The sequence below is a fragment of the Nocardia beijingensis NBRC 16342 genome (assembly GCF_001612785.1).
GTDB classification, from domain to species: Bacteria; Actinomycetota; Actinomycetes; order Mycobacteriales; family Mycobacteriaceae; genus Nocardia; species Nocardia beijingensis.
Window position 1 is genome coordinate 22,376 of the sequence record NZ_BDBC01000078.1, and the last position, 11,581, is coordinate 33,956.

Consider the following 11,581-nt stretch of genomic DNA (forward strand, 5'->3'; position numbering starts at 1 on the left):
GATCGAGCCTGGTCGACGCGGGCGCTCATTTCGCCGCGGCCGCCGCGTCGTCGGACGCGCAGGTCAGCGCGGCGCGCAAAGGGGAGACCCAGGCTTCGGCCGAGACCGCGAGCGCAGGAACCGAGGCGGAGTCCACCGACGCGCGAACCCGCGCCGATCGGGTGCACGACGGCGGCGCCGCGATCGAGACGATCGTGCACGTGCTGCGGCACGGTGAGGTGCACAACCCGAACGGCATCCTCTACGGCCGCCTGCCCGGCTTCAGCCTCTCGGTGACCGGGCGCGCGCAGGCCGCCGCGGTCGCGCGTACCCTCGCCGATCACGACATCGCCCTGGTCATCGCCTCGCCGCTGCAGCGAGCACAGGAGACCGCCGAGCCGATCGCCGCGCAGCACGACGTCATCGTGCGCACCGACGAGAACCTCATCGAGGCGGGCAACACCTTCGAGGGCCTGCGCGTCTCGGTCGGCGACGGCGCGCTGCGCAAGCCGCGGCACTGGTGGAAGCTGCGCGACCCGTTCACCCCGTCCTGGGGCGAGCCGTATCTGCAGATCGCGCACCGCATGCTCGCGGCCGTGAACAAGGCAAGGGTCGAAGCGGCCGGGCGGGAAGCGGTGCTGGTCTCCCACCAGCTACCGGTGTGGACGCTGCGGCGGTTCCTCCAGGGGCAGCGCCTCTGGCACGATCCACGCCAGCGGCAGTGCTCGCTCGCGTCGCTGACCTCGCTGGTCTACCACGGCGACACCCTGGTCGACATCGTCTACTCCGAGCCCGCAGGCGGCTCCGACCCCTCGGTACACGGCGCATGACGCACCGCACCGCGTTCTCCCGCCCGCCCTCGGCACGCGCCGGGCGGGTGCTGCCGGTCCTGCTCGCGTGCGTGGCGCTGATCGCCGCGCTCGCGGGGTGCTCGACCGGCTCGGACGCGGTGGCCTCGGGCGGCACCTTCGAATTCGTCTCGCCCGGCGGCAAGACCGACATCCGCTACGACCCGCCCGCCGCGCGCGGCACCATCGGCAAGCTCTCCGGTCCAGACCTGATGACGGCGGGCAAGACCGCCTCGGTCGAGGACTACGCGGGCAAGGTCGTGGTACTCAACCTGTGGGGCCAGTGGTGCGGTCCGTGCCGGGCCGAAGCGCCCGCCCTGGAAAGGGTCTACGAAGCGACCAAGGACAAAGGCGTCGCCTTCCTCGGCATCAACGTCCGCGACCCGCAACAGGACAAGGCCCAAGATTTCGTGGTCGACAACAAGGTCGGCTACCCGTCCATCTACGACCCGTCGATGCGCACGCTCTTGGCGCTCGGCGGGAATTTCCCAACCAGTGTCATCCCGACCACGCTCGTCCTCGACCGGCAACACCGGGTCGCCGCGGTATTCCTGCGGTCCCTGCTCGCCGAGGATCTACAGCCAGTGATCGAAAGTATCGCCGCGGAGGAAGAACAGTGAATCGCGACCGTCGTACCCGCCACCTGCGTGCCTGCCGGCCACGGCAGGGCGCCCGACGTATCGGCGGCGGATGGGCCGTCGACGACAGGTGGGCGGGCATCGCCACCGTGCCGCGCAGCGTCGCGGCCGAGTCCTTGCTGGACTTCGCGGTATTCGACGGCGAGGAACCCGCGGCCACCGAGCGGACCGTGGCGCCGCGCCGGAGCGCCGAGCGATCGTCCGACGACACGCTGGAGGACTCGGTGTGACGCTCGCGCGCACCGCGCCGCGCACCGGGGAGGACCTGTGATGGTGCTCGCCGGAGTCGGTGATTCGTTCCAGCAGACGGCGGCCTCCGGGCCGCTGCTGCTGGCCCTCGGCGCATGCCTGCTCGCGGGTCTGGTGTCGTTCGCCTCCCCGTGCGTGGTGCCCCTCGTGCCGGGGTACCTCTCCTACCTGGCCGGACTGGTCGGCGCGGAGGCGCCGCCCGCCACGGTGGCGGAGGCCACCGGCAGCCGCGTCGCGACCGCCGAGCCGCCGCTTCGGTCGGGACGGATGCGGGTCGCCGGTGCGGCCGGTTTGTTCGTCGCCGGTTTCACCGTCGTCTTCGTGCTCGCCACCGCGACCGTGTTCGGCGTCATCCAGACCCTCAACGTGAACCGGGAACTGCTGCAACGCATCGGCGGTGTGGTGACGATCCTGATGGGCCTGGTCTTCATCGGCCTGGTGCCCGCGTTGCAGCGCGACACCCGGATGGAGCCGCGCAGGCTCACCAGCCTCATGGGCGCTCCGCTGCTGGGCGGCGTGTTCGCGCTGGGCTGGACGCCGTGCCTGGGTCCGACGCTGTCGGGCGTCATGGCGGTGGCCGCGGGCACCGACGGGACGACGGCGGTGCGCGGAGTCGCGCTGATCATCGCGTACTGTCTCGGCCTCGGCCTGCCGTTCGTGGTGCTGGCGTTCGGGTCGGCGAGCGCGCTGCGGGGAGTGGGCTGGTTGCGCCGCAATTCCCGCACCATCCAGATCATCGGGGGCATGTTGCTCGTCGCGGTCGGCGCCGCGCTGGTCACCGGGGCGTGGGACCAGTTCGTCGCCTGGGTGCGCGACGCGTTCGTCTCCGAGGTGACCCTGCCGATATGACCGTGACCGACCATCCCGCGATCGAAAGCCCCGAACGTCCGCCGCGCCAATCCCTGATCGGACGGGCCTGGGCGTTCCTGCGCAACACCTGGCGCGGGCTCACCAGCATGCGCACCGCCTTGGTGCTGCTGTTCCTGCTGGCCTTGGCCGCGATCCCCGGCGCGTTGCTGCCGCAGCGCAACCTAAACGAGCAGAAGGTCGAGCAGTACATCGCCGACCGGCCGACGCTCGGGCCGTGGATGGACCGCTTCGAGCTGTTCGACGTGTTCTCCAGTTTCTGGTTCACGGCCGTCTACGTGCTGCTGTTCATCTCCCTGGTCGGTTGCATCCTGCCGCGCACGCTCGACCACTACCGCGCGCTGCGCACACCGCCGGTGCGGGCGCCGCGCAACCTGACCAGGCTTCCGCACCACTACACGGGTGCGGTCGAGCGGTCGCCGCAGGAGCAGATCGATCACGCCCGCGCCCAGTTGCGCGGCTGGCGCACCGAGGTACGCCCCGGCCAACGCGAGGGTGAACTGGCGCTGTCGGCGGAGAAGGGCTACGCCCGCGAACTCGGCAATCTCGTCTTCCATCTCGCGCTGGTCGGGCTGCTGATCGCCATCGCGGCCGGCAAGCTGTTCGGCTACGAGGGCAGCGTCATCGTGCTGGCGAACAACGGCCCCGGCTTCTGCACCACCTCGCCCGCGGTGTTCGACTCGTTCAAGGCGGGCAACGTCAACGACGGCACCGGCATGACGCCGGTGTGCGTGCGGGTGAAGGACTTCCAGGCCGACTACCTGACCAACGGGCAAGCGGAGATGTTCACCGCGAACCTCTCCTACCAGGCGGGCGACGACCTGCGGACGAACACCTGGCGCGACACCCGGGTGCAGGTCAACCACCCGCTCCGCGTCGCCGGTGACCGGCTCTACCTGCAAGGACACGGCTACGCGCCGACCTTCACGGTGACCTTCCCCAACGGTCAGACCCGCACCGAGTCCATCCAGTGGCGGCCCGACGACGCCTCGACGTTCCTGTCCAGCGGCGTGCTGCGGATCGACCCACCCGGCGGGATGTACGCCACCGACGAGGAGCGCCGCAAGAACCAGATCGCGATCGAAGGACTGTTCGCGCCCACCGCGATGTTCCACGGGTCGTTGCTCAGCTCGGCGTTCCCCGCGATGAACGACCCCGCGGTCGCGGTCGACATCTATCGCGGCGACACCGGCTTGGACACCGGTAAGCCGCAGTCGTTGTTCGCCCTCGACCCCGAGCAGGTCAAACAGGGCAGGCTGACCAAGGAGGCCAGGGTCAATCTGCGCCCCGGCGAGTCCACCACGCTCCCGAACGGCACCAAGGTGACCTTCGACGGCGCGCAGGAGTTCGTGAATCTGCAGGTCTCCCACGACCCCGCCCAGCAGTGGGTGCTGGTGAGCGCGCTGCTGATGATGGCGGGCCTGCTGGTCTCGCTGCTGATCAAGCGCAGGCGGATCTGGGTGCGGGTCTACCCGGCCGATGACGCAGCCGGTACCGTTGAGCAACGACGCACTGTAGTAGAGATGGGCGGGCTCGCCAGGACCGACCAGGCGGGCTGGGGCGGCGAGTTCGACCGGCTGCGCGCGCGCCTGCTCGATGAGCACGCCGAGACCACGGGAGAGTGACGATGCCGATCGACGAGACCATCGCCAGGTACAGCGACTTCGCCTTCAAGACGGCGATCGTGGTGTACGCGCTGGTGCTGGTGCTGCTGATCTGGCAGTACGCGACGGCGCGCAGCCGCCAGGTCGCCGAGCGCGAACTCGTGACGGTGGGCGGCGGATCGACGCCGCAGGGACCGGGCCGGGTCGCCGAACCCGCGCAGCGGCCGCTGTCGGAGCGGCTGGGCAACATGGCGTTCTCGGTGCTCATGGTGGCCATCGCGCTGCACGTGGGCTCGATCGTGCTGCGCGGCTTCGCCACCCACCGCTTCCCGCTCGGCAACATGTACGAGTTCGTCACCATGGCGACGGCCGCCGCCGTGCTGGTCGGCATCGCGCTCCTGCGCGAGCAGCGCTACCGCGCCATGTGGGCGTTCCTGCTGGTCCCCGTGCTGATCCTGCTGTTCCTCGCCGGCACGGTGCTCTACGCCGACGCCGCGCCCGTTGTGCCCGCGTTGAAGTCGTTCTGGCTGCCGGTGCACGTCACCATCGTCAGCGTGGGCAGCGGCGTGTTCCTGTTCGCCGGCGTGGCGAGCATGCTCTTCCTCTACCGCCTGCGTCAGCCGGACGGCCAGGAGTCGGCCGACGTCCTCGGCGCCATCGCCCGCCGCCTCCCCGACGCCCGCACCCTGGACCGGCTCGCCTACAAGGCCACCATCATCGGCTTCCCCCTCTTCGGCGCGGGCGTCATCCTCGGCGCCATCTGGGCCGAAGCCGCCTGGGGCCGCTTCTGGGGCTGGGACCCGAAGGAAACCTGCTCCTTCATCGCCTGGGTCCTCTACGCCGCCTACCTCCACGCCCGCGCAACCTCGGGCTGGCGCGACACCAAGGCCGCCTGGATCAACATCGCCGCCTTCGTCGCGATGCTGTTCAACCTGTTCATCATCAACATGGTGATCAGCGGGTTGCATTCTTATGCTGGGTTGAACTAATAGGCACTGACCAGCGCATTCGTTCGTTCGGCGGGCTACTCGCCGGTCCTGCCCGAGTCTCCGGTACGTAGCGAGTACGCAGTAGTGGCGAACCGAGCCCGAGTATGCCGCGAACCGTCGCCCGCGTCGTCTCGTCGGCATCGGGCCATAGGTGGGCGTAGTAGCGCAACGTCGTCGGCCAGTTCGAACTCCCCACCGGCGGCCACTCAGTGGGGAGCTATCTGGTCGTCAAGCCGATCCCGCAGCAACACCTTGGTAGCAGCTGTATGAGGTGAAATGCCGTGCCGGCTCGGCTTGACCTCAACCTTTATCGAGGTTTGATTATCGAGGAATGAGCATTTTGTTCCACAACACCATGCGGATAACCGACGGTCATCTCGAACAGTTCAAGGTGGCCGTAGAGCGGGCGGTGGCGTTCGTCGCAGAGCATGGCCCGCAGCTGATGGTGCAGGTCTTTCTCGACGAAGACCGCGGGCTTGCACACAGTTTCCAGCTCTATCCCGACTCGGAGGCAGTGCTCGCACACTGGAAGTTGTCCGATCCCTACATCCAGGATGTGATGGAGCACTGCAGTATTCAATCGTTCGAGACCTACGGCGAGATGTCCGACGAGGTGCTCGACGGGCTGCGTGCTGGACCCGTCGGCGAGGTGACGGTACGGCGAGCGCTCACCGGCTTTACTCGATTCTGACCGTCCGTATGGTAGCCACGAATCGCCCCTCGCGCACCTAGGGCTACAGCCGTAGCCCGGAGTTGCGTGCCACACCTCGTCGGCAACCTCCGATGTTCGGCGGGATGCGGCAGTGTGCCAGCGGCGGCAACTGGCCGCCTGCGGGAATCGCAACTGGCCGTACGCGGGAACTTCGCGGTGGCCACTGACAGGGCTCGGGCGCTCGGCGCGGCGCGCCGAGCGCGGCCTTCGGCCGCGTGCCCCCGTGGGGTGCCGCCTGCATAGTGTTCCCGCGCCCCTCCAACCTCGAAGGCGCTGCGCGTCGCCTGCGGCGATGGTCTGCGGCCACCCTCGAGTTGCGCGCGATCTGAAGGCTGCCGATGCCTCTGAGCTGCTGAAATGCTGACTTTGCGATGTCGGCGCGATTACGCTCGCTGTCGCACCGAGTAGACATTCGGCGCAGGCCACGGCTTCGTCGCTCGGTGGAAGGGATGCGGGTACGCACCGGGTACGCAGCGCAATCCACAAGGGCCGACTGGCACCAACGCCAGCATCGTGCGTACCAGCCTGTTTGTGTTGCGACCAGTACTCGCCAACGTCAGCAAACGTCGGGATGGGTGTTCATCACCAACATGGTGATTAGCGGGTTGCATTCTTATGCTGGGTTGAACTAAGGCGTTCTGACCGCCCGCAGCGGCCATTACCATTGCGGCATGTCGATGCCGCATGTCGAACGGCCGGACCTCCCTGAGTCGATGACATGGGAGGAGTTGGCGCGACTCCCTGAGGAGATCGCGGAGCAGATCGAGTTGTGGGACGGGCGCGTGGTCTGGGTGCGACGCGGTCCGGCCGAGCATCAAACCTTCTCCAACCGGTTTTGGGCCACGCTCGAACGCTGTGCACGAAAAGACATGTCAGAGAACCCAGAGCAGTGTTGGCGCGTCACCACCGAGACGAACGTATTCCTGGGTCGCACCGGCAAATCCAACTTCCTGACACCGGACTTCCTGATCCATCGTTGTCTTGGTTCCGCCTATCAGGACGTGCGCGGAAGTGACGTGATCCTGGTCGGCGAGGTTCTATCGCCCGGCAACACGCAGACCGACATCGAAGCGAAGAAGGGACGGTACGCCAGCGCCGGCATTCCGTGGTACTGGGAGGTGACGCTGGCCCGTGATGTCAGCGCGATCGCCACCGTCCGCGCCTACGGCCTCGATATCGGCCATGCGCAGCTCCCGGACGGGGTACATCCACTCCGCGCTGCCAACTACATCCTCGCCGCCGAATGGACTTCCCAGAACGCGGACGGCATCGAGTTCGACCACCCGTTCCAGATCGCCATCCCCTGGACCGAACTCGAATACTGACGTAAGGTCGGCCCGCCCCAATCATGGTGGCGGCGCGATCATCGATCGCCCTGGCGCAGGAGGAGGCGCACCTGCGCGTTCCACAGTGATGGCATGCCTTCGCCGAACTCGACCGGGGGCACGGTCGAGGGCCACGCGGCGTCAGCCGTGACGCTTCGCCCATTCCGCCTGGGTGACGAGTGATCCATGTTGAAGTTTCGTGGCGATAAAGGATTTGGTCGGGTCGTCCAAGGTTTCTGGCAAGTCGTTGAAAGACGCAGGTAGAACATCCAGGAGCGAGGAGATCTGCTGGCCGTCTCGTACTGTGAGCAGCAGCAGACACCGCCAGTGCGGCGAGAACTCCGGTCGGTGCTGCAGACGATGAACCAGCACGGGCTGTAGGTAGTGAGTGGCCGTGCGGTCGGCGTGAGCGGCCAGCCAGCCGGCGCCGTGGTGTCTGTTCAAACCACACTCACGTGCCTGCTCGTCGAGGAGTATCAGTTGTGCTGTGTCGACCGACTTGACGGTTCTCGGGACCATCGATGACGTCACGAACGCCCAGCCCTCCTGTGATCGAAACTCGAGTTCATTCTCTAGGAGCATCGGCCGCGGCGAGGACGGTGTTGCGGGCCGCTGGCTACACCGGTTCGGCCCAGAATCCAGCGCTATCGATCACGATGGCGCACGGCTGATTGAGCACCCCCGCCTTGTAAACGGCCTCGCTGAGGTGGGTCGACATCAGAATCATCCACGCCTGCCACGGCGTGCTCTCGCTAGTCGGTATCCCAGCATTCGCTGCGAGGCGCGCGTAGTAGTCGCGGAGTTCCTGGTCGGTGAACCGAAACTCGACGGCGGGAGTCACCGGCGATTCGCCTACAGCCGTGAGTAGCAGCCGACCTGAGCTGTCGCGGTCGATCTGGAATCCCCACTCGTTACCTGCGCGGATCACCGAAGCGGTGAGTTCATCCAGACCGGGATCAGAATTCTGCACCAAGGCTCCTCCCGGGTCGGCGACCTTACCAACTATCGGTGCACCTTCAACTCGACCCCACGCGGGCCGCATGGTCAACTTTCGAGGTAGAGCCGTTCGTTAGGGAGGCGGGGGAGGCCGGTGGGGTTGCCGGGGAGGACGGTTACCGCGCCGGGGCGGTGGCGGGCGTTCCAGTCTTGGACGAAAATCATTGCGGCGGTCAGGCATGCGGCGAAGTCCATTCGTTGGTCGTACAGGTAGACCGACAGGTGTACGTCGGGTTCCTCCGGGCGCGGTGACTGGGCGGGACCGGTCATGAGACCGGAGAATTCGGTTGGGGTTCGATCGGTTCGCCGCGCCGGTTCATCGGCTGGTCCTCACCGCTCGTGCGAGCAGGCACGCGCGTACCGTTTCCACCACCAGCCGTGCGGAGGGGCGGTAGGTGTCGCGAGGTGGCTCGAGCCATGCGCGATATGTGGTGGTGTTGTCGGCCGAGGACGGGAGCGCGATCAAGCCGCCGTCGCGGATCACCTTCACGCGATCGCGGAACAGGCTCGCGAAGATTCGAGGTTCGTCCGGCAGATCGGGACGTACCAGAAAGGTCCAGGTCAGGGAATGCGGGTGGGTGATGATCGGGCCGAGACTGTGTCCGCCGCTTCGTAAGCGGTCCGTCACTGCCCGGCCCAACGGCTCGGGCACCGACACACCCCAGACCATCGAACCCGCCCGCACCACGATGCGGCCGAGGGCTACGGGGTCTACCTCGGCCGGGAGCTGGCAGACCAGCCGGTAGAACGCGCACCGGCCGTTCGGCGTGGTCAGATCGAAACCGCCCATGCTCGCCGCGCTCATCCCTGCGCCTCGGCGTCCCCGGACACCGGCGGCGTCGCGTACAGCGCGCGGCCGAGCATCACGTGCCCCGGCATGATGACGCTGCACACCCGCGTGAACTCGGCCGGGACCGATCCGCCCAGATGCGCCATCCCAGGGACGATCACCGCACCCGCGTGGGCCACATGCACCATCTCGAGCACGCTCGCTGCCGCGACCAGCGGCGCAGTGTCCGGCGCAACCACGTATGTGGCAGCCAGCGTGTACCCGTGGCGACGTGCCAGCATCGCGATCGTGGCCTGATCACCGACCGCGTCGGCACCTGCGACAGCCACGCACCGCAGCCCGATAGCCAGCGCGCCTTCCGTATGTGCCAGCGCGCCCTGCAACGGTATCGACTCGTCTTTCAAATATGCCGCGATCCGTCGCAATTCGGCCGTCCCCGCCGAATACAACCCCTGCCGACTGCTCGCATCCATCCCCTGCGCCTCCCTGCAATCCGATTGGAAAGCACCCGACGCCGAGGGCGCAGCACCAGCCAGCATCCACGTCTGTCCTGGCGCGACCGAGATGACGAAGGCGGCCGGCTCACCCCGGCGTCGGGGCCGAGGCAGACGTTATGAGTTGAGCCACAACAGATTTGTCCACGAAGGACAAACGCGAGGACTCGATCAGTTGTTCGGCGCGTGTTCGGGAGCGATGCCCAGCCGCCATGCCAAGCCGCGCAACTCACGTCCGCCCGCATCGCGCCGTGCGGCGCGGAGCACATCGGCCACGGCTTCACGGGCCAGGACATCGGCGTGGACACGCTGCGGTGCAAGGTGTTCAGCGCGTAGCAGCACTTGGACGCCTTGTTCACGGCGAGTGGGCTCGGTCAGCAGAGCACGGCCGACTTCCATGTAGAACTCGGCTTGCCGGGACTTGCTAGGGATGCTGTTGACGTTGACCTTGCGCGCGTCTTCAGCCACCTTCACCCCGTCGCCGAATTCCATACCGATGCATGCGCGCCAGATCCCGACATTCGATGCGCCGAACCACATACGACCGAATGCCCCGGTCTCGGTCTCCATGCGCCCGGCCAGGGCGGTGGCTTCGCCCAAATGCGTGTCAGCGGTCGATCGGTCACCCTGCACTGCCGAGGCGAGTGCAGCCGAGAGGTGCAGCATGCCAGACGCCTGGAGGACGTTCGTGTCATTCAAATGCGGACCGAGCTCATCGATGCAGCGCACCGCACGCCGGTACTGCTCAGGCCGGGACAGGCCGCCCGTGGCATCACCGCGTAGCCAAACGGTGAACCCGGACCATGCCGGAGATTCCAGCATGGCGGCGCATTCTTGCGCGGCCTTGGCAGCCAGCAGTGGCAAACCGCGGCCAACGAGCCGCTTGGTCACCCACATAGCCGAGGCGTAGCAAGTGATCAAGCCGCGCAAGACGTTGCGATGAAGTTCCGGTGATCGGGCGTAGACCGCGTGCAACTCGGCCAATAGTGCGGGCGCGAGTTCGGCTTGCCCGGCGAAGTCCGAGGTAACCTGCGCCATCTCGGCTAGCCGCTCGAGGTCGGCGGCGATGGCGGGCCATTCGCGGACCGCGCCGCCAGGGTCGTCGCCGAGTTCGTAGACGTCGAGCGCGCGTTCGATCGCTATGACTCCCGCATGGGCGGATTCGTTGCCCTCGGCACGCGAACCAGCCTGCCCCGCGACTGGATAGAACTCTGACGGAGAGACGCGTAGCGCCCGCGCCAGCGCCTCCAGCGTGGCACGGTTGGACAAGGCTTGCTCTCCGCGCTCGAGGCGGCCGAGGTATCCGAAACTGATACCGGCCAAGCCCGCGATCACCTCGAGACTCTGCCCGCGCCAAGCGCGGATCTCACGCAGCCTGCGCCCGACTTCGTTCGGGGGAATGTCGTTCATGGCGTACTCCTCCGCCGATGACTGTCCACTTGCGACGGTACCTGCTGTCCGTCTTCCAGTTGGCATGTAGTACAGACGGCGGCGCTGCTCGGGCGGGGCGAGCGCGGGTGGCCCGCAGGATGAGACGGCATTTCGCTGTGAACTGCTGGAGCGAGCCATCGGGGGCGTCGAGGTGCTTCCCTGGGGTGCGGCTACTCAGTCGGCAGAGTCGCGGCAGTTTCAGTACTCCAGTCGCAGGAGATCTGCGAGATCTCGCATCTCAGGAGTCAGGGTGCGTCGTTTGGAGATGATCCGGCCCAGCAAATCCTTGGCGGACCGCTGTTCGATCAGCCACGGCCGGGCCTCACGGGACAACTGAACCAGCACGTCGAACGCGGTGTCATAGCTTCGGAGTTCGATGTGGGCCGCGGCGACATCGAGCAGATGCCTGTTGCGGTTGTCGGAGGTCGGGCGCAGCCCCGGCGGGATGGCTCGGGCGAGCCGCAATGCGAGGTCGGGGCGGTCGTCCACGATCGCATTTTCGACTCGCTTCATGGCGACCGTGGCAGGGCCGAACGTCGTCCAGTATTGGTGATAACTCCCCGAATCTCGCTTGACCGCTGCGGCTGCCGCGTTCGCCAGGCGCATCATGTCGTCTGCTTCGTCCGGCCGGTTGTCTCGTATCGCCGCGGCTGAGCCGC

The 11,581-nt window shown here is 67.1% G+C and carries 14 protein-coding genes and 1 pseudogene; 8 read left to right on the top strand and 7 right to left on the bottom strand.

Annotated features, from left to right (window positions below):
* The first annotated feature begins 161 nt into the window (after positions 1–161).
* The 8 genes from NB3_RS32435 to NB3_RS32470 all read left to right on the top strand — a co-directional run bounded on the left by NB3_RS32435 (position 162) and on the right by NB3_RS32470 (position 7,211).
* On the top strand, positions 162–809 hold the full coding sequence (locus tag NB3_RS32435) for a histidine phosphatase family protein (RefSeq protein ID WP_062968393.1): 648 nt from the start codon (positions 162–164) through the stop codon (positions 807–809).
* Entirely contained in the window at positions 806–1,447 is a 642-nt protein-coding gene (locus tag NB3_RS32440) for a TlpA disulfide reductase family protein (protein ID WP_084823862.1), read from the top strand. The genes NB3_RS32435 and NB3_RS32440 overlap by 4 nt, the downstream gene beginning before the upstream one ends.
* Complete coding sequence (locus NB3_RS32445; protein WP_067810912.1) at positions 1,444–1,695, top strand: hypothetical protein; 252 nt, start codon at positions 1,444–1,446, stop codon at positions 1,693–1,695. The genes NB3_RS32440 and NB3_RS32445 overlap by 4 nt, the downstream gene beginning before the upstream one ends.
* 40 nt (positions 1,696–1,735) lie before the next feature.
* Positions 1,736–2,563 carry a cytochrome c biogenesis CcdA family protein gene (locus tag NB3_RS32450; RefSeq protein ID WP_067810921.1) on the top strand — a complete coding sequence of 276 codons (828 nt, stop codon included), beginning with the start codon at positions 1,736–1,738 and terminating at the stop codon, positions 2,561–2,563.
* Positions 2,560–4,206 (top strand): cytochrome c biogenesis protein ResB, encoded by a 1,647-nt coding sequence (gene resB / locus NB3_RS32455; RefSeq protein WP_157112138.1) that lies wholly within the window; start codon positions 2,560–2,562, stop codon positions 4,204–4,206. Before NB3_RS32450 ends, resB begins: the two co-directional genes overlap by 4 nt.
* A 2-nt stretch (positions 4,207–4,208) precedes the next feature.
* The gene (gene ccsB / locus NB3_RS32460) at positions 4,209–5,174 is read left to right on the top strand and encodes a c-type cytochrome biogenesis protein CcsB (RefSeq protein WP_067810924.1); all 966 of its coding nucleotides are present in this window, start codon (positions 4,209–4,211) and stop codon (positions 5,172–5,174) included.
* Positions 5,175–5,505: 331 nt separating this feature from the next.
* Positions 5,506–5,865 (top strand): hypothetical protein, encoded by a 360-nt coding sequence (locus tag NB3_RS32465; RefSeq protein WP_067810927.1) that lies wholly within the window; start codon positions 5,506–5,508, stop codon positions 5,863–5,865.
* 692 nt (positions 5,866–6,557) lie between these two features.
* Positions 6,558–7,211 carry a Uma2 family endonuclease gene (locus NB3_RS32470; RefSeq protein WP_067810930.1) on the top strand — a complete coding sequence of 218 codons (654 nt, stop codon included), beginning with the start codon at positions 6,558–6,560 and terminating at the stop codon, positions 7,209–7,211.
* 141 nt (positions 7,212–7,352) lie between these two features.
* Here the strand turns inward: NB3_RS32470 and NB3_RS32475 are convergent, their stop codons facing one another.
* The 7 genes and pseudogenes from NB3_RS32475 to NB3_RS35760 form a co-directional block, all read right to left on the bottom strand.
* The gene (locus NB3_RS32475) at positions 7,353–7,742 is read right to left on the bottom strand and encodes a hypothetical protein (RefSeq protein ID WP_218020678.1); all 390 of its coding nucleotides are present in this window, start codon (positions 7,740–7,742) and stop codon (positions 7,353–7,355) included.
* 85 nt (positions 7,743–7,827) lie between these two features.
* Complete coding sequence (locus tag NB3_RS32480; RefSeq protein ID WP_157112139.1) at positions 7,828–8,259, bottom strand: hypothetical protein; 432 nt, start codon at positions 8,257–8,259, stop codon at positions 7,828–7,830.
* Entirely contained in the window at positions 8,256–8,477 is a 222-nt protein-coding gene (locus NB3_RS32485; protein WP_039802110.1) for a hypothetical protein, read from the bottom strand. Before NB3_RS32485 ends, NB3_RS32480 begins: the two co-directional genes overlap by 4 nt.
* 46 nt (positions 8,478–8,523) lie before the next feature.
* Positions 8,524–9,012 (bottom strand): DNA-directed RNA polymerase subunit beta, encoded by a 489-nt coding sequence (locus NB3_RS32490; RefSeq protein ID WP_244892171.1) that lies wholly within the window; start codon positions 9,010–9,012, stop codon positions 8,524–8,526.
* The gene (locus NB3_RS32495) at positions 9,009–9,470 is read right to left on the bottom strand and encodes a hypothetical protein (protein ID WP_067810940.1); all 462 of its coding nucleotides are present in this window, start codon (positions 9,468–9,470) and stop codon (positions 9,009–9,011) included. The genes NB3_RS32490 and NB3_RS32495 overlap by 4 nt, the downstream gene beginning before the upstream one ends.
* 192 nt (positions 9,471–9,662) lie before the next feature.
* Complete coding sequence (locus NB3_RS32500) at positions 9,663–10,901, bottom strand: helix-turn-helix domain-containing protein (RefSeq protein WP_067810943.1); 1,239 nt, start codon at positions 10,899–10,901, stop codon at positions 9,663–9,665.
* Positions 10,902–11,120: 219 nt separating this feature from the next.
* A pseudogene (locus NB3_RS35760) lies at positions 11,121–11,581 on the bottom strand (transcriptional regulator); the annotation flags it as partial.